A 22360-nucleotide genomic window follows, 5' to 3' on the forward strand; every position below is an offset into this window, starting at 1 on the left:
CGGTGCAGGAGCTCCTCCGCCGCCTGGCGGCCCACCCCCTCGTCCTTGCCGAGTTGCTGGCGTCCACCCTGTTCATCACCCTTCTGGGCCTGGCATCGACGCTGTTCGTCATGCTGGTTCTCAATCGCTACGTCCCCTATGGGGTGGATGCGACACTGGTTACCCTTACCTCTGGCGTCCTGCTGGCGGTCGCCCTGGAGTTCGGCTTCCGCGAGGCCCGCATCAGGCTGTGCGGTGCGGTCACCGGTCCGACCGAGGCCCTTCGCGGTGAAAGCGCCTTCGCGGCACTGGCCCAGGCCCGGGTCGGGGTATTGGAGCGCCTGCCATCGGGTCTCATGCAGGAGATCATGCGCGGCCTGGACGTGATCGACCGCGTCTTTACCCCCGCCAATCTCTGCGCCGCCCTGGACGTTCCCTTCGCCATCCTGACCATTCTCGCCCTGATCTTCCTCAGCCCGCCGCTGGCCTTCATCGCCCTGTTCTTCACGATTGTGTCGATGGGAACCGTGGTGATGGGGGAGCGACTGCTCCGAAACGTCGTGCGAAAGGCAGGCGAGGGCGAGACGGCGGCCCAGGCCGCCTTGGACGCGGCCATCCATGGCGCCGACACGCTGCGCGTCTTCAACGGGGGCGGACGCGCCCTCAAAGTCTGGCGCAATGCCCGGAGCTCCGTGCTGGACGCCCGGCGGCGGCTGGGTGAACGGCAAAGCCTGGTTCAGTCCATCACCCAAGCCACGGCCGTACTCCAGGGCGTCGTCATCATAACGGTTGGCGCGGTTCTGGCGGTGAAGGGGGACCTGTCCGTAGGAGCGTTGGTCGGCGCCAACATCATGGCGGCGCGAGCCCTTGGCCCCATCAACCGCATGGCCGGACTGGCCGAGATGTTCGCGCGCGCCGACCTTGCCCTGCGCCGGATTCAGGATCTGATGCGCCTGCCGCGCGAACACCAGTCCGGAGCCGCGCTCCGCTCGGTGAGCGGCAGGCTGGAATTTGTGGACGTGGCCTTTGCCCATCCGGGGTCCTCCGGCCCCCTGGCCGAGCACCTGTCGCTGCGTCTCGACGCCGGCATGGTGCTGGCGGTATCCGGCCCCAACGGCAGCGGCAAGACCACCCTGGCCCGCCTGCTGATGGGGCTGATCGAGCCCGTCCGGGGGCAGATCCTGGTGGACGGGGTCGAATTGCGGCAATTGTCCATGGAGTGGTGGCGAAAGCAGGTCTGCTATCTGCCCCAGGAACCGGAACTGCTGGACGGCACCATCGAGACGGCGGTGCGGTCCGCCAATCCCGACATGGACGAAGCCTCGTTCAACCGCGTCCTTCAATCCGCCGGGCTGAGAAAATGGCTGGATTCGTCCATTGACGGCATCAACACGCCGATAGCCAAGGGCGGCCGGAATCTTGCCCTCGGGGTGCGCCGCCGGGTCGCCCTTGCCCGAGCCCTGGCGTCCGGTGGCCGTTTTGCGGTCTTCGACGAACCGACCGAGTCCCTCGACGCGGAGGGACGGGCGGCGGTCTATCAGGCCATGAACGAGTTGGCCCAGTCGGGAACCACCATCATCGTCTTCTCCCACGACCCGCTGGTGATCCGGGGCGCGAGTTGGATGCTCGACCTTGGGATCAAGCCGGTCCCCGCCCTTACCGGTCCCATTCGCCACGAGGCCGGCCATGACTGAACCGGAAGACGTGGAAATCGGTCCACTCACCCGCGGAACCCACCTGTTCGTGGCCTGCGCCGCGATGCTGGTCATAGGCTTCCTCGTCTGGTCCAGCGTCGCCGTCCTGGATGTGGTCAGCCAGGCCTCGGGGGAAGTGGTTCCCTCCACCCAGCTCAAGTCCATCCAGCACCTTGAAGGCGGAATCGTATCGGAAATCCTGGTCCGCGAGGGTCAGGCGGTGAGCAAGGATCAGCCGCTGGTGGCCCTGCAGGCCACCGCCAGCGGCGCCGATGTCAACGAGATGGCCATCCGGCTGGTGACGCTCAACCTCAATGTCGCGCGTCTGGAAGCGGAGGCCGCGGACAAGGGAGAAGTCACCTATCCGCAGGAGATCGTCCGCTCCCATCCCGATCTGGTCACCGCCACCGACAACCTGTTCCGCAGCCGCCGGGGCAAGCTGGCTTCCACCCTGGGAGGGCTGCACGAGGCGCTGACCCAGCGCGAGCAGGCGGCCAGCGAGGTGGAAGCCCGGCTGCGCAACGCGCGCAACACCCTGCGCCATCTGGGCGAACAGGTCAGCATCAGCGAATCCATGATCCGGGAAGGCCTGTCCAACCGCTATACCCATCTCGCCCTGCTCCGCGAGCAATCAGCCCTGCGATCGCGAATCGACGAGGACGAGGCGGCCCTGAAGCGCAACCAGGCCGCCATCAAGGAAGCCCGAACCCTGATCGAGACCGGTCGCCAGTCCTATCGCCAGGAAGTGGTCGAGCAACTGGCCCAGGCCCGGCGTGATGTGGACGAACTGTCCCAAAGGTTCAGCAAGGTATCGGACAATCTGGACCGAACCACGATCCGTTCGCCGGTGGACGGGGTGGTGAAGACGCTCTACGTGGCGACCCGGGGCGGCGTGGTCAAAGCCGGCGGGACGGTTCTCGACATTGTTCCCGCCGGCGACCGCCTGATCGTCGAAGCCAAATTGCCGACCTACGACATCGGTTACGTCTCGCTCGGCCAACCCGCCCGGATCCGCCTGGCGTCCCAGGACGGAGTGCGCTTCGGATCCATCGACGGCAGCGTTGTCCACATTGGACCAGACACCAACGTGACCGAGAAGGGCGGAGCCTTCTACAAGGTGCGGATTGAAACGACCCGTGACCACTTCCAGCATGGCATCGAAACCTACCGGCTTTACCCGGGCATGCAGGTAACAGCCCATATCCGGACCGGAGAGCGGACTGTCCTCACCTACATTCTCGAGCCCTTCATGGGCTTGGCCAGTTCGGCGCTGAAAGAACGCTGACGGCGCCAATCGATTACGCACGTCCTCGTTGAACTCCTACGGAATTTTACGTATAGTCGGCCTATACGAAAGGCTTACTCACAGCCAAGCCGGCATATCCGTAGTGGGAGGTTCTGATGTTGGAGCGTTCGCTCCGCTCGTGGCATGGCGCCGTGTTGGCGCTGGTCGCCTTGCTGTGGTCCGCCAGCGCTCGGGCCGAGCCTCAACCCTTGAGCTTCGGCATCGTTCCCCAGGCGGCCTCGTCACGGTTAGCCGAGCAATGGGTGCCGCTTCTCAATGAGGTCAGCCAAAGGGCCGGCGTGCGAATTGCCTTCCGCACCACCAAGGACATTCCGACCTTCGAGGCCGAGCTTGGGGCGGGCGCCTACGACCTCGCCTACATGAACCCCTACCACTATTCGGTCTTCCACCGGCATTCGGGCTATCAGGCCTTCGCCAAGGAGAAGGACCGCCGCCTGATCGGCATCCTCGTCGTCCGCGTCGACAGCCCGTATCGGACGATCGGCAACCTCGCCGACAAGTCGGTCATCTTCCCGGCCCCGGCGGCCTTTGCCGCCAGTATCCTGACCCAGGCGGAGTTCGCGCGCCAAGGCGTCAAGATCACCCCCAGATACGTCTCGTCCCACGATTCGGTTTATCGGGGCGTTTCCACCGGCAATTTCGCCGCGGGTGGCGGCATCACCCGGACCCTGGATGCCCTGCCGGCCGAACAGCGCGCCGAACTGCGCGTGCTGGCGACAACCCGGGAATACACGCCCCATCCGTTTGCCGCCCACCCCCGCGTCTCCCCCGAGCTGATCGCGCGGATCATGGCCGCCATGAGATCGCTGCAGGACGACGAAATCGGCCGGCGCGTCCTCGAGGGGGTCGCCATGAAGGGCATCGAGGCAGGGCTCGACCAGGAATGGAACGATGTCCGGGCCTTGGACATTCACCTGTTGGAACAATGGCAGAAGCAGAAGGCCGAATGACATTCCGTTCCAGGACCATCGCGGGCATCGCCCTGCTTCAACTCGTGGTGCTCGGCGTCATTCTGTTCATAACGGTCGGCGCCATGAAGGAATCCGGCCGCTACGAGATCAATCGTCGCGCCGACGTGACCTTGCGCCTCATCACGGCGAGCGCCAAGGATGCGATGATCTCCAAGGACTTCGCGACGCTTGATGCGATCGTCTCGGAGGCGCGGGCCACCGGCAGCGTCGCCTATCTGCGCTTTGCCGATGAGAGCGGCAATGTTCTGTCGGAAGACAAGACGGGCGCCGCCGTCCCCGGTCTGGCGGAACGCCGCCAGCGGGTGATCGTTGCCGGCAATGACTTTGGCTCCGTACAGCTTGGCATCGATTACCAAAGCCTGGACAACGCCGTTTACAACACCAGTCGCCTGTCCACCGCCATCGCCGTGATCGGATTGGCCCTGACGGCCCTGTTCTCGTGGTTCCTGGGATCATACCTGACCAGGCAGCTTGAAGCGCTGCGACTGGCGGGCGCCCGCCTCGCGGCCGGCGAACTTGATACGCGTGTCCCGATCACCGGCAAGGATGAGCTGGCCGAAACCGCCATGGCATTCAACAGCATGGCGGAAAAGCTGCAGGAGGTGGTACGCACCCTATCCCAGAACGAGGCCAGCCTGAGAACCTTCTCCGAGGCATCCAGCGACTGGTATTGGGAAACGGACAAGGACCATCGCATCACCTGGCTTTCCCCCGGCTTTGCCGAGGCTGCGCGGATTGATCCCTGCCTGGCCATGGGCAAGCTTTACTGGGAGCTTTCGGCCCGCAGCACGGACAAGGACCTGTCCTCGTGGAAGGCCCATCGCGATGAATTGGCGTCCCACCGGAAATTCCGCGACTATCGCTATTGGATCGGCAAGGACAAGACCGCCCAGTGGATCAGCATCAGCGGCGCCCCGCGCTATGACGACAGCGGCATATTCGTCGGGTATTGCGGCAGCGGCACCAATATCACGGCCCAAGCCGAAATCGCCATGCAGCTCCGGCTGTTCTCCCGCATCGTCGACCAGTCGCCCGTATCCGTGGTGATCACCGATCCGGACGGAAAGATCCAGTACGTCAATCCGCGCTTTGCCGAGGTCACGGGCTATGATCAGGCCGAGGTCGTCGGCATGACCCCCCGGCTGGTGGCCTCGGGGGAAACGCCGTCCGCCCTGTACGACGAATTGTGGCGGACCATCAAGAACAAGCGGCACTGGCAGGGCGAACTTCGCAACAAACGAAAGACCGGCCAGCGCTATTGGGAGCAGGCGATCATCTTCCCCGTTCTGGACGATTCCGGGGATATCGTGCAATTCGTCGGCATCAAGGAGGACATCACCGCCCGCAAGGATGTCGAGATCGTTCTGGCCGAGCGGACACGCATGGTCCAGCGTCACTACGAAAGCCTTCGCGCGCTGAGCGACGTCGCGGCTCTCCCCCACATCAATGCCGCCGAGCAATTGACCGAGGCGCTTGTCCTGGGAGCCCGGCATCTGGCGCTGCCCATCGGCATCATCAGCCGAATAGAAGGCGATACCTACACCGTCCGCCACCACGACGCGCCCCCGTCGGCACCGCTTCATGACGGCCAGGTCTTCGAGCTGGGCAACACGTATTGCGCCCTGACCATCAGTACCAATGACGTGGTGGCGATTGCCCATATGGCCAAGTCCAGGCACGCAGGACACCCCTGCTACCAGGCCTTTGGACTTGAAGCATATATCGGAGCAACGATCACGGTGCGCGGGCAGACATTCGGCACGATCAACTTCAGTTCGCCCGATCCCTATGCACGCGAGTTCGACGACGGCGACATCGAGTTCGTCCGGTTGCTGGCCCGCTGGGCAGGCGCCGTCCTGGAGCGAGACCTCGCAAACCAGGACATCCTGGCGGCCAAGGACATTGCGGAGGCCGCGCGGGGCAACCTTGCCGTCCAGGCGCGCAAATTGGCCGAGATCAATGCCGAGCTGGAGCAGTTCGCCTACGTCGCCTCCCACGACCTGCGCCAGCCGCTGCGCATGGTCAGCAGCTATCTCGGCCTGATCAGCAAGCGGCTGGGCACCGAGACCGACGACGAGATCAAGGAGTTCTTCGCCTTCGCGATGAATGGCGCCAAGAGAATGGACCGGATGATTCTCGATCTGCTCGAATACTCCCGCACCGGGCGGCACGATTCCTCGTTCCAGCTGACGCCGCTGGCAGACGTGGTGTCCGCCGCCCTTGCCAACCTGGAGGTGGCGATCGCCGAGGCCGGCGCCGTGGTGGAAATCATCGATGAGATGCCCTCTGCCCAGGGATCGCCGACCGAGCTTGAACGCCTGTTCCAGAATCTGGTCGGCAATGCCATCAAGTACCGCGCCCCGGACCGGCCCGTCCGCGTGCAGATTACCTGCCGGCCAGATGGTCACGAGTGGCTCATCGCCATCCGTGACAACGGCATCGGCATCTCGCCGGAGGACCGCGAGCGGGCGTTCAAGATCTTCCAGAGACTGGTCGCCCAGGACGCCTACGAGGGAACCGGCATCGGGCTGGCGGTCTGCAGGAAGATCGTCGAAAGCCACGAGGGGCGCATTTGGATCGAGGACGGTCTAAACGGCGGCACGGCAGTCTGCTTCTCACTGCCCAAAAGCTGACGCGACGGGCAAGAAGCCCCCGGGCCGCCCGCCTGAAAACGCGCGCCCCACCACGCTCCCGGAACACAGCGCAGCCGGCAGGACTCGAACCTGCAACCGAGGCTTGAGGAGGACGGGGGGAAGAGCCAGTATGAACAAAACCCAGGTCATCGACGGTACGCCGAGGCAATGGAATGTCTCTTATCCTTGAATACCTTACCCAAATCCTGTCCGTGGCCGAGTGGCTTCCTTTATTGGCTCTCGGCTATTTTGCGTTCCATTTAGCCACGCGTCGCCTGCCCACGTCCCTGGCCCAGGAGGCTCTTGACTGCCTGCTGGCAGAACGGCGTAACGAGCAGCCAGGGGTTGAGGACGCGAAAATTCTTTCGGCGCTGCGATGCGATCCGGACTTGACCGCCCATGCGGTCGGGGCCTTTGCCAGACGCCACCCCGAACTGCCGCGTTTCTCCGGGGCGTGGAAATTTCGCCTCGCCCTGCGCAGGCGCCTCGATGCCTTGGAAAGACAGCACCGGCATCCTCTTGGGGAGCCCCCCTCGCGCGTCGGAGCGGCGGCGGGAATAGCAATGATCTTATTCGGATTGCCTGCCCTGGCCGGCGGGGCCCTGTTTGCCATGGAAAACGGCATGGGGGGCTTGGCTAATAACGACCGCAGCATCGCGGTCTTCTATACGGTATTTACGGGGATGGGAATTATCAGCGCCCTGGCGGGCGCCGCATTATGCTCGACGGGCGTCTGGCTGATTGCCCGTTATAGGAAAATGAAGCGCGCCGTGACCAATCCCGCGTGACCCGAGAGCCACGGCGGCCCGATCCGCCGTCACCACCGCGAGTGACAGGAAAAAGACCCACCGCACAAGAGCTCCAGGGCCGCCCAACTGACGATGACCGCGACGATCGACAGGACCGGCGCCGCCATGAGGAGCTTGGAGACCTTTGCCGCCCCGGCGACACGGGCGCCCCAGCTTGCCAGCGGCGACGCCGCCGCCAAGACGGGAAAGGACCAAAGCGACACGGCAAAGGCGATGTTCACCGGGTTCCCGTCGCTTCCGGGAGCGTCGAACATGAACATGGAGAACAGGGCCACGGGCACGGCAGACACCGCGCTGACCACCCACAAGATTGTCAGACCCACCATGGTGCGCTTTGTCCACTCGGTTCCGTTCACCATGGCAGCCAAGAACATTCCCCCATCAATTGGAGCCTCCCCTGTCCATAACCGGACGCCCCCGGAATAACCACCACAACACCGTACCGTCCGGACCAAGGGTCTGAAGACCCGGCGGTATCCTTCAATTCCTCTGTCGATGATGACAACAACCACAGGGGACGAGGACGATGGCGACGATCAGGCAGCTCCGTGGCAAGTGGCAGGCGACGGTACGGCGCAAGGGCTTCAGCCGAGTTCTGCCGTCGGAGGGCAGAGGTTGTTTCCCCCCTTCCCACCATCGCCCGCCTGCGCTATAACCCTCGCCTCTCGTTCACCCGAGACCCGCGCAGCCGTAGCTCAGCTGGATAGAGCGCTGCCCTCCGAAGGCAGAGGTCATAGGTTCGAATCCTATCGGTTGCGCCAATTTTCTATATTTTTCAATATGATATGTCGCGCCCCCAGGGGGCGGGGCCAAGCATTTTGTCTTGCGCCCCCAATGCGCCCCCAAAGTCTGCGTCCACGGTCACTTTGGTCGCCCGACGTGATAACTAAACTCAATCGCCTTGACCCAAGGGTAATCTCGTTCAACGGATCAACGCTGATCACTCGCAGTCCTGGTCATGCCGATCCAGCCAACAGCGAATCTCATCCGGCGCTTGGCGCGGACCCACTTGGCACAGCATGACTGGAACTTCGCCCCACTCGTCGGCGACATCAAGCAAATGATCGCCGTCTTGGATTTGGACGCCACCGACCATCACCGCATAAGTCGCGTTGTCAGTCATCTCAAAGCGGCACGCAAAATCCTCTATGTCGCCAGAGTCTATGTAGAACGTGACCTTGGCTGGAAATCGGTCTTCCAGTGCTCGTGGAGTGCTATCAGATGGATGCAGAGTTGCTCTAATTATCGAAATATCATCTTGTTCGGTTGTCCAGACCGTGAAAGCCCCATATCCAAGACTGCTATGAAACACCGCCTCCAAATGTTTGGAGGTAACCTCCCCCCCGCAATTGTCGGTGACCTCGATCCGGCCACGGCACCCTGCCAAGACGCTTTGTAGGAACTGGTAGCCCTCTGCATCTGCGGCTATGGTGATGTGCCAAGGGTATCGCTCCCGCAGCATTTTCAATCTCCTCTCAATGGCGGCTCCGGGGCTATTGCGCCAATGCCTAACAGATAATCTTCTGCTCATAATAAACCTCCTATTATATTCATAATTTACTATGTTATAGTGTCACGTATTCTTAAAAAGTGATGCGCTTTCTATCGCCGCACCTCATCAATGGTTATTTATGCAGTCGCGCAATTCCGTTGTCCGCAGCATAAACTTTTGACTCTTTAGGGCGTTTGACAGGAAGGCAGAATGTGGGGAGGCACATCCAAGTAGCCGACAAAGGCGGGGCTCAAAAATTGTTTCGGCAAAAAATCTGATTGCCTCCGTCTTATGGATTAACGAACCACCCATGCTATCGTTTCGTGCGGTGGATCGATCCAGACGGGGGTATGGGTATGTTCTTCACACGGAAGACGGTCGGGCTGGCGGTTGGCATTCTTGCCCTGAGTGGAATTGCCCTTGCTGCTCCTGAGTCCAAACCCATCCCCTCCATGGAACTGGCTCGGAGCTTGATCGACGCCGAACAGTTCGAGCAAGCGGTTGCTGTCCTCAAGCAACTCGATGCCAGTGACGCCAACACTTCCGCCCAGATCGACCTGCTGTTCGGACGCATCTACCTCGCCATCGGCAAACCGGCCAAGGCGTTGGGGTTCTTCGAGGAGGCGTCCTTCGCGTCCATGGATGGGGAAGCCGAAGCCTATCTGGGATTGGCCGAAGCCGATCTCGCTTTGGGCGATCTTGCCAAGGCCCGCCGCAATGCCGCCCTGGCGCTGAAAAGCGATCCCGATCTGATCGCCGCCCATCTGGTGCTAGCCCGCGCCGATCAGCGCATTGGCAAGGCTGCCGAAGCAGCCGCTCGTCTCCGCCAACTCCAACGGGACCGCGAGAACTCCGAGGATGTCGCCATTATCCTCGCCCGTTTCCTGGCCCAACAGGACGGTCCCACCGCCGGTATCGCGGAACTGGAGCGGTTCGTGCGCCAAGTCCCAACTTCCGCCGGGGCGTATGATGCCCTCGGGCAGTTGCTGTGGGCAACCGGGCGCAAGGTGGACGCCGTTCAAGCGCGGGACACTGCCCGCCAACTCTACCTGGATCGCGGCCAGACCGGTCGTTCCGAAGCCATGGCGGCATGGATCAAAGCGGTCGATCCCCAGGGCAAGTGGAAAGCCCAAGAGGCGACGGTCGAGGAACCGGTGAAGCCGATCCAACCGGAACTTCAAAGGCCAACTCCACCCAAAGAGGCCCCGCCCCCCAAGGCTCAACCTCGCCCACCGGTCGAAGCCGCCCCGGCACTGCCGCCGCCACCCCGCAAGGTCACCCAGGCGGTGGCCCTGGCCCAACCCGAGCCGTTCCCCTTCGCCCCCGGTAGTCCGATCATGACCGGCAGTGGAGTGGTCCTGGAAGGTGGCCGTCAGATCATCACCAATCGGCATGTGGTCGAGGGCATCACCACCCTCTATGTGCGCAACGGCACCGGCCATGTCCGCAAGGCCCGCATCGCCAAGGTCTCAAATGAGGATGACTTGGCCCTGCTGGAAATTGAAAAGCCCTTCCCCGAAGGGGCGGTCACCCCGATCTCCGATATCGTCCAGCCCACCGCCGGACGCGCCGCCATCGTCATGGGCTATCCCCTGATCAGTCTGTTGGGGGACGAGCAACCGGCCCTGACCGAAGGCATCGTCGCCAAGGCCGCCGGGTTGGGCAACGACCCCAACACCTTCCAGATGACCACCAAGATCAACAAGGGCAATTCCGGCGGCCCGGTGTTCGACAAGCGCGGGCATCTGCTGGGGGTGGCGGTCGGCAAGACCGATACCGCCGGGATCTACCAAAAGAGCGGCACCCTGATGGAAGACATGAACATCGGCATCAAGGGCGGCCGCATCCTGGCCTTCCTGGGCAAGACCGCCGCCGCCGAATCCGCTCCCCCGGAAATGAGCCTGGAAGACCTGTATCAGCAGATGCTTCCCCGCGCCGTTCTGATCGTCGGGCAGAAGTGAGATGAAGAAGAGCGTCCTCATCATCGGCCTGATCGCCCTTCCGCCTCAGTCGGCCTCCGCCGAATGGGTGCGGGCCTCCGGCAGCTACATCTTCCCGCCGGTGATGACCGAGGCCGAAGCCTGCCAGCAGGCGGAAACCCGCGCCCGCGCCGATGCCGTGCGTCAGGTAACCGGGGAAACCCTGTCGTCGGAAGAGGCCATGCGCTGCACCGAGCAGGGCGACGAAGCCGAATGCGCCCGCAATTCGACGGTCTGGACCATGGTGGGTGGCGACATCCGCTCCATCCGCGACCGCAAGGTCGAAACCATGGTCGAGGTTGAAACCTTCCGCAAATGCGTGGTGTCGTTCGAGGCCGATGTTCATGTGGCCGAGGGTAGGCCCGACCCCAATTTCGATGTCGGCGTGGCACTCAACAACACGGTCTATCGGGATGGCGAGAATCTGAACGTCACCCTGAAGCCGTCCCAGCCCATGGCGGTGCAGATTTTCCAATGGCTGCCCTATGAAAAGGGCGACACCCAGGTGGGGCGTATCTTCCCGAACCAATTCGACGCAGCCGACCGCATCGCCAAATCGGTCACCATTCCCACCGAGGCCGGTGCCAAACGCTACGATCTGAAGGTGAGCTTCCCCTCCGGTCAGCCATCGAGCCGCAAGATGGTGGACGAATACCTGATGGTGGTCGCCACCAAGAAGCCCATGGTGCTGCGCGACAGCTATTCCCTGGACGACTTCAACCGGGTGGTGGCCGAGATTCCCCAGGGGGATCGCCGCATTGTGCGTCGGCTCTACAATATCGTGCGGGGGGCCGAATGAGCGCCGCCCGCACCCTGCCGGTCGTTCTCGCCCTGGCCGCCGCCACCGGCTGCGCCAGTCCCACCTACGTCAACAAAGGTGCTGACGAAACGGGCTGGCTGGGCATGAACGAGGTCACCTTCCAGGTCCACGATTCCTACAAGGCCAATCCGCCCGATTGCGTCGCCATCCTGCCGCTGACCATCAAAACGCCGTCCCAGCCCATGGCAACCCCCGAGGATGCGGCGAGGGTTCGGCTGTCGCTCTATGCCCACCTCGCCACCCAATCCAAACGCGGGGTTCGGTTGGAGCGCATCGACCATGTGCTGAATCAGGTCAAGGGCGACCGCAAGGTGCTGGCCGAGCGGATCAAGTGCGGCACCATCCTGGAAGGTGAAATCACCGAATACGGCACCACCTTCCTCGCCCTGTATTCCCGCGTTGCTGTTGGGATCGATCTGAAGATGGTTCGCGCCGCCGATGGCGTGGTGTTGTGGGAGGGGCATCACACCGCCGCCAGCCATGGCGGCTCCATCCCCATCGATCCGGTCGGGGTCGCCATGGGGGTGCTTGATGCCGCCAGCAACATCCGCGACGAGCAGATTTTGCGGGTGACCGACGATCTTGCCCGCCGTCTGGTCTCCACCATTCCCGACAACAGGGTGGTGGCGCTGGACGACCCGGTGAACGAACCGCAGAAGCCGATTCAGCAAGCAGCCCCCTCCGACGATTTGGTGATGGCGGAAAAGCTATTAGCCGAAGGTGACCATGCCGGTGCCTTGGCCGCCGCTGATCGTGCCCTGGCCGCCGATCCCAACCGGTCGGGGGCTTGGTTTCTCAAGGGCCGCATCCTGATGCTGGACCGCGATTATGCCCAGGCCGAGCCTGCCATCCTGAAGGCGGTGGCGTTGGATCGTGGCAATGCCCGATACCTGAACGCTCTTGGGGCGGTCAATGCCGCCAAAGGGGCCAATGATCGGGCGTTGGCCGCCTATGACATGGCGATCTCCGCCGATTCCACCAACGGCTTCGCTTGGTACAACAGCGCCGTCATCCATTTCAACGCGGGTCATCCGACCGAGGCGGCGGACGCCTTTTACGGGGCTGGCCTCGCCTATCTCAAGACCGGTGATTACGCCAAGGCCGAACGCGCCCTGGCTGATCTCCGTGATCTCTCCCAATCCGGCATCCCGGTGCAGTCCAAGATCGAGACCATCCAGGATGCCCTTTCCGATCTGACCAGGAGGAAGACATGAACCGCTCCGCCCTTTGCGCCGTCCTGGGCGCTTTGACCCTCTCCGCTTGCGCCGGTCCCCAACCCGGCACTCCCGCCTGGACCGCCGATCAGGCTCAGAAGAAGCAGGAGGCCCGCATCGAGACGGTCAAGGCGTCGGTGGACGATCTGCCGTCCTGGTATGCCAGCCCGCCCGATGACGAGTTCTCCATCTATGCGCCGGGCACCGCCACCTCGACCGACCTTCAGTTCGCCGAAGACAAGGCGGTACTGGGGGCCAAACGGTCCTTGGCCGATCGCATCAACTCGCGCCTGTCGTCCAAGATGAAGGAGTTCCTGTCGGAATCCGGCGCGGGCGAGAACACCCAGGTCATGGCCGAGAGCGAGCGGATGACCAGCAACCTGATCACCGAGGTCAACCTGTCCGGCTACGCCGTCACCGAGAAGAAGTTCGTTCCCGCCGGGCAGCAGTACCGCGCCTATGTCCTGCTGCAATATCCGCTGGGCAGCGCCAACCGCATCCTGGTCGATCAGGTCAACAAAAACACCCTGTTGCAGGGCAAGGTGCGGGCGTCGAAGGCGTTCCAGGAGTTGGAGAAGGACATCCAGGATGCCAGGAAGGCCGGTGCTGGCGGCTGAGGCGGTCAAGGAGGTGTAAAGTGCGACGCTTGGGCGGAAATGGAATGGCGCAATGAGACAGGTGACGAAGTTGTCGGCGATGGCTGCCGCCGTGATCCTATGCCTGACCGCGATGGCATCGGCCCAGTCAGTTGAGGATGCAGTGGCTGCCTCCACGCGCGGCGATTATACGACGGCAGTCAGACTCCTGCGGTCACTGGCTGAACAGGGAAATGCTGAGGCGCAAGGTAGCCTTGGAGGCTACTACGCTAACGGTCTGGGAGTTTCCCAGGATTACTCCGAGGCTATGCGCTGGTATCGCAAGGCAGCTGAGCAGGGAAATACCATGGCGCAGGTCGGCCTTGGAAACGGGTACGCTAGCGGCTCAGGAGTCCCCAAAAATTTTACCGAGGCTTATAAGTGGTATCGGAGAGCAGCAGAACAAGGAATTGCGGCAGCCCAATTCAATCTCGGAATTTTGCTCGCCTGGGACCAAGGAACATCTAAAGAACATATCGAAGCAGTCAGTTGGTTCCGCAAAGCAGCCAACCAGGGGCTTGCTCATGCTCAATACAGCCTAGGTCAAATGTACGCCATTGGCCGAGGCGTTCCCCAGGACTTTGCCGAAACTGTTAAATGGTATCGCAAAGCCGCTGAACAGGGGCTTGTCGAGGCGCAAGGTAGCCTTGGAGCCATGTACTCCCTGGGTAACGGAACAACCCAGGATTACGCCGAAAGTATTAAATGGTACCGCAAAGCCGCTGAACAGGGGTTCGTGGACGCCCAACTCAGCCTCGGTCGAATGTACACCTTTGGCGGAGCCATTCCCCAAGATTTTGTGCAGGCTCATATGTGGTTCAACCTTGCCGCAGCTAATGGCAATCAAGAAGCGGTAAAGAATAGGGATCATACAGCCAAATTCATGACCCCAGCCCAGTTGACCGAGGCCCAGAAGCTGGCCCGTGAGTGGAAGCCCAAAACCCCATCTGGCCCTTGGGAAAAATTCGCCCAAACTGGAGCCGCCAATCCGTTCGATCAGTTCGATCCCCCGAAAGTTGCTGCCCCTCCCAAAGCCCACGCTGGAGCAGCCCCAACTCTATCGGTCAAGCCTGTTGCCACAACCCCATCCTCCACCATCGATGTGGCCGGGAACGTTTCCAGCAAGGGACGGATCACCTCCCTCCAGATCGATGGCACGGATGTGCCTCTTCAGTCCGGTGGCGGGTTCTCCGTGCGCCGGGGCATTCCTTTGGGGGAGAGCGTAATCCGACTGGTTGCGACTGACGAGTGGGGGCAGTCAGCCGAAGCCATGGTGAAGGTGACGCGTATCACCGCGTCCACTGAAACTACGCTGGCAAGCTTGTCTCCAGGTCACCTCAACGGCAAGTCTCGCCCCAACGCCATCGCCCTGATTATCGGCATCGAGCATTACAAGAGCGCCCCGCCCGCCGAATTCGCCGAGAACGACGCCCGCCGGTTCTACGACTACGCCACCAATGCCCTAGGCGTTCCGGCTTCACGGGTTAAATTGCTGACCGGGGCCGATGCCCAGCGGGTGGATGTGGAGGCCGCCATTCTGACATGGCTGAAGCCGCAGGTGGTCAAGGGGCAGAGTGAGGTCTTCGTGTTCTTCTCCGGCCATGGCCTTGCCTCCGACGATGGCAAGGATTTGTATCTGCTGCCCCAGGATGGCAATCGCGCACTTCTGGACCGCTCCGCCCTGCGGCGCAAGGAACTGATCGACATGATCGTGGACAGTGGGGCCAAATCGGCCACCCTGTTCCTCGACACCTGCTATTCCGGCGGGACACGGGGCAAAGACACCCTGATTTCCTCCGCCCGGCCAATCCTGGTGGCGGCGAAGGAACAGGCGGTGCCGCCCAATGTCACCATCCTGGCCGCTGCCGGAAACGACCAGCTATCCAGTTCCCTGCCCCAGGCCAAACATGGGTTGTTCAGCTACTTCCTGATGAAGGGGCTGGAGGGTGAAGCCGCCGGTTCCGACCGAACCATCACCGCCGCCAAGTTGGAAGCCTATCTTGCCGGAAAGATGCCCTCCGAGGCGGCAAAGCTGGGCCGCACCCAGACGCCGCAATTGATCGGCGACGGCAATCGGGTGATCTCATCATGGTGATTGGAAGGGAGAAGGAGGCTCGGATGACTACGAAGATCGTTCTGCTTCTTGCTGCGATCATGTCCGTTGTTACTCCAGCCCATGCCGGAATGAACTTCTGTACCGAGCCAACTGAGCCAGCATGCCTATCCATGCTCTCGATGAATCTGACGGAACTATCCTTTAGCTCCTGTAAGATACAAATTACAGCATATCTATCATCTGTTGACACATACAATGAATGTCTTATCAGAGATGCAAAAAAGAAAATACAGGATAAAACCAACGAAGCCAATAGAGTTGTCAATAAGTTTAACTACATCGTCAGCGGCAAATCATTCTGTTACTGACTGCAACCCACTTATTCTTTAGCGAATTGGAGCAGATTGCACAGGCATTAATGCCTCTGAAGCCGCCGGAGCCAGATAGGTCGGAGCCGTCTTCTCTTCGGCCACCACCGGGGGAGGGGTGCTTCCCCCTTGACGGGGCCGAGGTTGGGCAAGCCTGGGGCCGTCAGCGGGCGCAACAGGTATTGGAGCAGACTTGGCGGTAACCGGCTGGGTGGTGTCGGTCGGAGGGGCGGTGCGGCTGACGATAACCAACACGGCCAAGGCGGCAACCGTCACAGCCAGCGCGACGCCTGACCATTTCCAGATTGGGAATGACCGACGTGGTGACGACGGCAATATCGCCGCCGGTCGGCTCATGGCGATGGTGGATGCCACCAAGTCAGCAGGGGCAGCGTCCCGTGATGTCGCCACGTTTTCCAGGAACGCATCGGCGCTGGCAAGGTCGTGCAAGGCAGCAGCCGATTGCGACAGGCGAGCATGAAGGTCGTTCTGCTTGGCTTCGTCCAAGCCACCATCCATATAGGCGACCAGTTGGACAACATCCAGCGTGTCCGATTCGCCGTGATCCAGATCGGCGGCAAGGTGGGCGACTTGGCGTGGATGGGCAGCATTGTCCGCCACATTGTCGGCATCGCCGAAAAGCCGCTCGAACAGCGCATGAAGGGTGCCGGGGGTCACGGTCTGATGTCTCCTCGCTGAACCATTAGACGGACGCCTTCCACATTTTGACCGCTGGATGTTTGTCCAGGGTTTCCCGCAGCCGGGCCATGACCCGCTGCTTCAACTTGTAGACCTCCTCCACCGGGCGACGCATCTGACGCGCCACCTCCCGCGCCGGGATAGGTTCGCCGCTGCCCAATGCGATGTGCAGGTATAGGCGCTCCGTCTCGGAAAGGGCGGCGGCGGCCTCCCGCAGAACCTCGGATGCCAACGACAACAGGCGGTCCCCTTCCTGCTCCAACAGGGCATCTTCCGGCGATGGCTGGTCCGAGGGGATGTCCTCCCATTCCGTTGTCTGGGCCTCGGTTCTTTGCCGCCCCAGCGGCATGGTGCTGCGGATGAAGTCGATCAACAGCCGATCAACCATCTGCAACACGAAGCCGGTGAAGCTGCCAATGCCGCGATACGCCTTCAGCCGCCGGTAATCGTCGGCAATCAAGGCCACGCAGATGTCCTGGTAGGCATCCTGGCGTAAATCCGCACGATCTGCTCCGGGAAGGCGGCGGTTGATGATGCGGTTGATGTCGGCGGCGAAGAACCGCTCGAACGCGGTCCAGCCATCGGACACAGAATGGGCCTGGAACAGCCGCAACAACCGCTCGGCCAGCACATCCCTGGTCACCAGGGCGACAAAGGTCTCGATCCTGCTGGACCCGTTATAGGCCCGCAGCCGCCGAAATCCATCGGCGCGAAGGGCCTCCATGACATCCGAAAAGGCTGCACGGGAATCGGCGTCGTCACCACAGAGCAATCGGCAGGCAGCCCAGACCGTATCGGCAATGCGATGCACAAACCTGTCCCAAGCCAGCGGCTTGGCATCCAGGACATCACGGACAAGGGCGCGATTTTCGACGGTGTGAATGGTCATCAGGGATCAAAGAGCATCAAGACGTGCAGAAGGTTAGCCTGATCTGAACCATCCGTCTCGATCCTTGAGTATCTACGGACCTGAATGGCATCGCAGCCATGGACACTTCCATCAGGGAGATGTCGGACATTTCCCTCGCTGCCATCCTCAGGCTGCTTCCTCCGGCGTGGCAAACACGAACTGCCGAGCCGTTGACTTGCGGGGGACAAGCCACATCTCCACAGGTTTTTCTTTTCAACAAAACCCAGCAACGAGGGGTAAACATGAAGGTGACAAAATGGAAAAATTGAAAATGACCGTTAGGGCCGAGATAAGCGAAAAGGCCAGTCAGTGGCTTTTTGATAACCTCGGCCAGAAGGGCCACGATTCGTGGCTCGAAAGCAATTGCAGAAGAGTATACGACAGAAAAGATCCGCATTTAGCTGTCGATTACTTCCTGCCACTCGATAAGAGGCGTCACCTTACAATGTTTAGGATGAAGTTTGTCGACGAAACGCCACAATTGGTAACCATGACAAAATCAGACATAAAACGGTGCAATGTCGCCTTCGTCGAGGACCTTGAAAACGAAATTGGGAGAAAAATACAAAGGGATGATACCCTGGAATACTTTTTTAAGACGGTGCCTATATACAGCTATCATTTCAATGATCCAGGGAAATACATAAAAGCAATGGCAATATTGTGGGATGCGTTCCCGCAAAGCCTTAGAGTTGTTAAGGAAGTATCTTGGTATTTTAACCTTATAATCAGACCAAATCTTCTAACCGAAAAGGTTGCATCATCAATAATTCTTGATCTTGAAAAAGCATTATTTCGGTTCCTTCACGACGGCCAACCACTCCCCCTAATCTACAAGGTCGGGCGTATCTTGACAGATTACTATGTCTTCGACTGGATCAACGCTATGTCAACGATGCTGCATGTGGTGCAAATGGTCCATCCATTCGAGATTGGAGGGGGCATTGATCATTATGTCGCGGAATTTCAAAATCAGACCAAGATACCGCCAAGAAGCAGGGCACTTCCAGTCACAAACGCCGCCGAGTAACTACGCATAAATACCTCTGTTGAAACAAGAAATGGAGGAAAAATATGCGACTAAATGAGCTAACAGTTTCGGCAGCTGATGCCGTATCCGTCACCCCATCCAATAATGATGACATTTACTTTGTGGAAGACGGGACATTAGGTGCCGGTCTGATTGATATTCTCGATGCACTCAAATCGGCAACGCACCGAGCAGAGCGCCTGATCGATATCATCATCATGCGAGCAGATAGGCGGACAATAGACAGCAGGAAGGTCAAAGTGAAATGCGTATGATTATAAATAGAATTAGCGTTGTTCCAGCTATTTACGCAAAAGGTGGCAAAATTAGATTTTAATGAACTATTAGCAGCATGTGCTGAGCCACCTCCCTGCACATGTCTGCCCCCGGTGCGCTGGAACGCACCGGGGGCGTTTCTTGTAGAGGTGGGAAATTGTCGAAAGGTGAACAAAGGGAATATACAACAAAAAGCAAATCAATACCAAGGAGTTGGGGGTTTTTTAATCGGACAGATCGTTCAAAAATTGCTTTTGTTACTATAATTATATCGGGAATTAAGGTCGGACCAGACACGCCAGCCGAGTCAATTCGGAGCGATATATTGAACGAAATGGCGGCCTTCAAGAAAAAGTGGATCGGCCTAACTCGCGCTCGCCGCCTTCCTGGTCTTCGGATTCGCGGATTTTTTGAAATCGATCTGTGCCGATCATCGGATGTCCATGGTCATAGACAATCATTGTTTGAAGACATGCTGGTTCCCCCGATTTCGGATCACGAGCGGATCATAAACCTGCACATCCATTTTTTGGTGGCCTGCACCTGCTGTGCCGTGGAGAAGCTTGCCGAGGAATTAAAGCGAACATGGCTGGGCCGATGGAGGGTTGTTGTGAAGCCTGTATACGAAAATCAAGCAACCGAGGTGGCTGTCTCCAACCTGTATGGCTATATGACAAAGCAGATATTCAGGTATTCATGCGGCGGTATCGGCAATGAAGCTGTTGCTTTCAACAGAGAGTGGGAGGCGTTATGGGTGAGTAAGCTAAAAAGAATTGCTATAGAAACAAATGTTGAGTTTAGATCATCTGATAGATGGATATATACACATTAACTACATAAACATTAGTGCGGCACAAATGCGCGTAATTGCACGCTAACATGTCGTATATTTTATATGCATAATATACATCCATATGGCGCTTCAATCTTATATAAATAAGCCTGCAACATCATGCAGGAGATAGGGCTAATGCTTGAAATTGATGAAATATATAGGGAGTTAAGTAGCCTTGGGGCTGTTCAATCTGGCAGACGGCTCGGGGAGATCATGAACCGAAGCGAGAGCTATCTTAGTTCGTCGAAGTCACGGGGGCGACGACCATCTGTCGAAGCCCTATTGGCGCTGATTTTGAACATTGACGGCATCGTCGAAGCGACCATCGATGAGATCAAGAACTGTAACGAAAAAGGCCTGTTGTCTGAATACGAGCAGGGCATAAAGGGGTTGCGGGCTCTGGAGATCAAGGCATGGGCAGATGTCTGGGCGCGTGTTGAGGCAGGCCGGAATAGTTAACCGGCGGCGAGTAGCCGATAAACCGATGCCCGTCCGATCCCCAGACGCCTTGCGATCTCCGTGGCACCGATCCCGTCCGACTTAAGGCGCAGGACATCTTCTTCCTTGGCCCTCGCAGTCGGTTTCCGGCCTTTGTATTTGCCCTGGGACTTTGCCCTGGCGATGCCCTCTCTCTGGCGCTCCAGCATGATCTCCCTTTCGAACTCGGCGACCCCGCCCAGCACGGTCAGCATCAATTTGCCCGTGGGGGTGGCGGTGTCGATGCCCATGTTGAGAATGCGGAGGTCTGCGCCCTTGTCCTTGATGGTGTCCATGATGGACAGCAGGTGGCCGACCGAGCGGGCCAGTCGGTCCAGCTTGGTGACCACCAGAGCATCCCCCTCCCGGATGAAGTCCAGGGCCTGTGTAAGTTGTTCCCGGTTCCCGACATCGATTGAGGAGACCTGTTCGCTGAACAGCTTGCCGCACCCCGCCGCCGTCAGGTCACGGGCCTGGGCTTCGATGCTGGCCTTCTGATCCAGGGTGGATGTGCGGGCGTAGCCGACGAGCATGGGCTATCTCCAGGCAAAGCGTCTCAATGATATCTAAGATATTGTATCCGATATGTCCCAAAAAGGCAAATTGGACATCAATGAGACACATTCCGATGTCAACGGAAGGTGGCCGAGACATCCCGCTGAACCTTGCTCATGCGAGACGCGGGGTTCATGTCCCTGGCACAGGCGCAGCAGCGCCTTTGCCGCCTGAGCTTCGGTGGGCTTGGTCGAATTGATCAGGCTGCCGCAGAGGCATCGGTGGCGGGTAACCCGCTATAAGCCTGAACCAACCAAATCATTCACTCAATGGGCGTCGTCATGCCCATTGCGAACAGGAGAAATGTAGTCATGACAACCCAAAAACCATTCGCAACTATAACTGCCAACCTAATCCCGACCATATACTCCCAAGCCCACATGGTAGCGACATGTGAGATTGATGATATGTTCGAGACATGTGTTTGTGAATTGAATGACATCAAGGACACTTTTAAAAAACACCACATAAACGCCACAATGTGTATCTTCAAAAGCAATGAAATATACCTGGGGGAGACACCAACTCCAGATGGTCTCAATCGTTACTATGAGCTTCCTATTATATACCACTGCGTTGTATTCAAAAAAAGAAGCGATGCAGTTAAGTTTAGAATGGTTTGCGATGATGAGACGTGGGCCTTGAATAAAATATATGTTATTAAACGCGGCGACACATACCTTTCGGTAAAGAATAGGATGAGCACTATCGTCGATGATGGAGAAGACAGCGATATAGACGATTACTTCCCAGCTCCCGTTCCGGTTTGTGTTGAATGGGTGCGGGATATAAACAAAGCATATCGTTCATACACTACAAATAGTATTCTTCCGAGACTTGTTGGGGCAGAATATGTTGCATTTAACTGCACCAATGGCGATCTCCACACCCCAGTGGGCTGATGCCGAAAAGCCTCCCCGCTTTTGCAATTCGGGGACTTCCACTACCTGCTAAACGCTATCCAGGCAGCTCTCACGCTGATCTAAAACCCCAGAACGTCTGCTGAGTTACCCATCATCACGCGCCGGGCGAATCATCCCCGGCGCGAACAGGAGAGATTTGATCATGAAAATCCAAAAAAGCATCTCTAATATAACATCGACGTTAATACCAACTATCTATTCACAGGGATACATGCTGGCTACTGAGCTTTATGAAGATGAGTGCGAATATGAAAACATTACGGAGGCATTGACAAAACAAAATATAAATGCAGCGGTTTGTCATTTGACGAGCCATGAGATTGGTTTGTGGCGAATGGGTTTTGTTCGATATTTATATGATTATTATTGCATTGCGTTCAAACGCAAGAGTGATGCCGTTCGCTTTAAAATTGCTTATAGTGGAAACTGCTATCCCCTTGATATGATTTATGTGATCCGACGAGGAAGATGCTATCTAACGGTCTTGGATACAGATTTTAATACAGGTCACGTCACCGTCGGATGGACATGTGATGTCAACAAGGCGCATCGATCATATTCAAATAATAGCGATATTATAGATATATTTGGCGCCGAGTATGTTGCATTTCCATGCACTAATGGTAATCTTTACGGCCCAAGCCAAGGTGATGACATGCATTATGCTTGATAGCGGTGGCCGCTGATTGCCGCATCATC

Annotated in this window: 22 protein-coding genes and 1 tRNA gene; 18 read left to right on the plus strand and 5 right to left on the minus strand. The window is 59.0% G+C overall.

From position 1 onward, the window contains the following. Positions 1 to 2 precede the first annotated feature (2 nt). From XM1_RS19230 to XM1_RS19250, 5 genes are all read left to right on the plus strand, one after another. Positions 3 to 1673 (plus strand): ATP-binding cassette domain-containing protein, encoded by a 1671-nt coding sequence (locus XM1_RS19230; protein WP_068436341.1) that lies wholly within the window; start codon positions 3 to 5, stop codon positions 1671 to 1673. Further along, the gene (locus XM1_RS19235; protein ID WP_068436343.1) at positions 1666 to 2958 is read left to right on the plus strand and encodes an HlyD family type I secretion periplasmic adaptor subunit; all 1293 of its coding nucleotides are present in this window, start codon (positions 1666 to 1668) and stop codon (positions 2956 to 2958) included. The genes XM1_RS19230 and XM1_RS19235 overlap by 8 nt, the downstream gene beginning before the upstream one ends. Before the next feature lie 116 nt (positions 2959 to 3074). Further along, on the plus strand, positions 3075 to 3929 hold the full coding sequence (locus tag XM1_RS19240) for a phosphate/phosphite/phosphonate ABC transporter substrate-binding protein (protein ID WP_068436345.1): 855 nt from the start codon (positions 3075 to 3077) through the stop codon (positions 3927 to 3929). Beyond that, positions 3863 to 6583 (plus strand): PAS domain S-box protein, encoded by a 2721-nt coding sequence (locus XM1_RS19245; RefSeq protein WP_082700610.1) that lies wholly within the window; start codon positions 3863 to 3865, stop codon positions 6581 to 6583. Before XM1_RS19240 ends, XM1_RS19245 begins: the two co-directional genes overlap by 67 nt. A gap of 173 nt (positions 6584 to 6756) precedes the next feature. Then, positions 6757 to 7371 (plus strand): hypothetical protein, encoded by a 615-nt coding sequence (locus XM1_RS19250; RefSeq protein ID WP_068436349.1) that lies wholly within the window; start codon positions 6757 to 6759, stop codon positions 7369 to 7371. 29 nt (positions 7372 to 7400) lie between these two features. Here the strand turns inward: XM1_RS19250 and XM1_RS19255 are convergent, their stop codons facing one another. Continuing rightward, positions 7401 to 7760: a hypothetical protein gene (locus tag XM1_RS19255; RefSeq protein ID WP_156428794.1), complete on the minus strand. Its 360-nt coding sequence runs from the start codon at positions 7758 to 7760 to the stop codon at positions 7401 to 7403. Between the two features lie 316 nt (positions 7761 to 8076). Between XM1_RS19255 and XM1_RS19260 the strand changes: the two genes are divergently transcribed. Further along, positions 8077 to 8153: transfer RNA gene (locus XM1_RS19260), tRNA-Arg, on the plus strand. Between the two features lie 179 nt (positions 8154 to 8332). Here the strand turns inward: XM1_RS19260 and XM1_RS19265 are convergent. Further along, positions 8333 to 8923 carry a hypothetical protein gene (locus tag XM1_RS19265; protein WP_231920593.1) on the minus strand — a complete coding sequence of 197 codons (591 nt, stop codon included), beginning with the start codon at positions 8921 to 8923 and terminating at the stop codon, positions 8333 to 8335. Between the two features lie 317 nt (positions 8924 to 9240). Between XM1_RS19265 and XM1_RS19270 the strand changes: the two genes are divergently transcribed. Genes XM1_RS19270 through XM1_RS24280 form a run of 6 tightly spaced genes read left to right on the plus strand, consistent with a single transcriptional unit; the run spans position 9241 to position 15956 of the window. Beyond that, positions 9241 to 10845 (plus strand): serine protease, encoded by a 1605-nt coding sequence (locus tag XM1_RS19270; RefSeq protein ID WP_068436355.1) that lies wholly within the window; start codon positions 9241 to 9243, stop codon positions 10843 to 10845. A gap of 1 nt (position 10846) precedes the next feature. After that, the gene (locus tag XM1_RS19275; protein WP_068436357.1) at positions 10847 to 11662 is read left to right on the plus strand and encodes a DUF4384 domain-containing protein; all 816 of its coding nucleotides are present in this window, start codon (positions 10847 to 10849) and stop codon (positions 11660 to 11662) included. Then, positions 11659 to 12897, plus strand: coding sequence for a tetratricopeptide repeat protein (locus XM1_RS19280; RefSeq protein ID WP_068436359.1), 1239 nt, complete (start codon positions 11659 to 11661; stop codon positions 12895 to 12897). The genes XM1_RS19275 and XM1_RS19280 overlap by 4 nt, the downstream gene beginning before the upstream one ends. Further along, positions 12894 to 13514, plus strand: coding sequence for a hypothetical protein (locus XM1_RS19285; protein ID WP_068436361.1), 621 nt, complete (start codon positions 12894 to 12896; stop codon positions 13512 to 13514). The genes XM1_RS19280 and XM1_RS19285 overlap by 4 nt, the downstream gene beginning before the upstream one ends. A 52-nt stretch (positions 13515 to 13566) precedes the next feature. After that, positions 13567 to 15627, plus strand: coding sequence for a caspase family protein (locus XM1_RS24725; protein ID WP_197603089.1), 2061 nt, complete (start codon positions 13567 to 13569; stop codon positions 15625 to 15627). A 23-nt stretch (positions 15628 to 15650) separates the two neighbouring features. Next, positions 15651 to 15956 (plus strand): hypothetical protein, encoded by a 306-nt coding sequence (locus XM1_RS24280; protein WP_156428795.1) that lies wholly within the window; start codon positions 15651 to 15653, stop codon positions 15954 to 15956. An 18-nt stretch (positions 15957 to 15974) separates the two neighbouring features. Here the strand turns inward: XM1_RS24280 and XM1_RS24285 are convergent, their stop codons facing one another. Then, the gene (locus XM1_RS24285; RefSeq protein ID WP_156428796.1) at positions 15975 to 16634 is read right to left on the minus strand and encodes a hypothetical protein; all 660 of its coding nucleotides are present in this window, start codon (positions 16632 to 16634) and stop codon (positions 15975 to 15977) included. 25 nt (positions 16635 to 16659) lie between these two features. Then, positions 16660 to 17544, minus strand: coding sequence for an RNA polymerase sigma factor (locus tag XM1_RS19305; RefSeq protein ID WP_068436366.1), 885 nt, complete (start codon positions 17542 to 17544; stop codon positions 16660 to 16662). 277 nt (positions 17545 to 17821) lie between these two features. On the opposite strand from XM1_RS19305, the gene XM1_RS19310 reads away from it, so the two are divergent. From XM1_RS19310 to XM1_RS19315, 4 genes are all read left to right on the plus strand, one after another. Then, positions 17822 to 18595 carry a hypothetical protein gene (locus tag XM1_RS19310; RefSeq protein WP_156428797.1) on the plus strand — a complete coding sequence of 258 codons (774 nt, stop codon included), beginning with the start codon at positions 17822 to 17824 and terminating at the stop codon, positions 18593 to 18595. 44 nt (positions 18596 to 18639) lie between these two features. After that, positions 18640 to 18870 carry a hypothetical protein gene (locus XM1_RS24290; RefSeq protein WP_156428798.1) on the plus strand — a complete coding sequence of 77 codons (231 nt, stop codon included), beginning with the start codon at positions 18640 to 18642 and terminating at the stop codon, positions 18868 to 18870. 326 nt (positions 18871 to 19196) lie between these two features. Further along, positions 19197 to 19703 (plus strand): hypothetical protein, encoded by a 507-nt coding sequence (locus XM1_RS24295; RefSeq protein ID WP_156428799.1) that lies wholly within the window; start codon positions 19197 to 19199, stop codon positions 19701 to 19703. A 138-nt stretch (positions 19704 to 19841) separates the two neighbouring features. Next, positions 19842 to 20165 carry a hypothetical protein gene (locus tag XM1_RS19315; protein ID WP_068436370.1) on the plus strand — a complete coding sequence of 108 codons (324 nt, stop codon included), beginning with the start codon at positions 19842 to 19844 and terminating at the stop codon, positions 20163 to 20165. Here XM1_RS19315 and XM1_RS19320 read toward each other — a convergent pair. Continuing rightward, entirely contained in the window at positions 20162 to 20716 is a 555-nt protein-coding gene (locus XM1_RS19320) for a recombinase family protein (protein ID WP_068436372.1), read from the minus strand. The genes XM1_RS19315 and XM1_RS19320 overlap by 4 nt on opposite strands. A gap of 333 nt (positions 20717 to 21049) precedes the next feature. On the opposite strand from XM1_RS19320, the gene XM1_RS24300 reads away from it, so the two are divergent. Both XM1_RS24300 and XM1_RS24305 read left to right on the plus strand, forming a co-directional pair. Beyond that, on the plus strand, positions 21050 to 21640 hold the full coding sequence (locus XM1_RS24300; protein WP_156428800.1) for a hypothetical protein: 591 nt from the start codon (positions 21050 to 21052) through the stop codon (positions 21638 to 21640). A 163-nt stretch (positions 21641 to 21803) separates the two neighbouring features. Next, positions 21804 to 22331, plus strand: a complete 528-nt coding sequence (locus tag XM1_RS24305) for a hypothetical protein (RefSeq protein WP_156428801.1) — start codon at positions 21804 to 21806, stop codon at positions 22329 to 22331. Positions 22332 to 22360: the final 29 nt, after the last annotated feature.

This window comes from Magnetospirillum sp. XM-1 (genome assembly GCF_001511835.1).
In the GTDB taxonomy this organism is placed as follows: Bacteria; Pseudomonadota; Alphaproteobacteria; order Rhodospirillales; family Magnetospirillaceae; genus Phaeospirillum.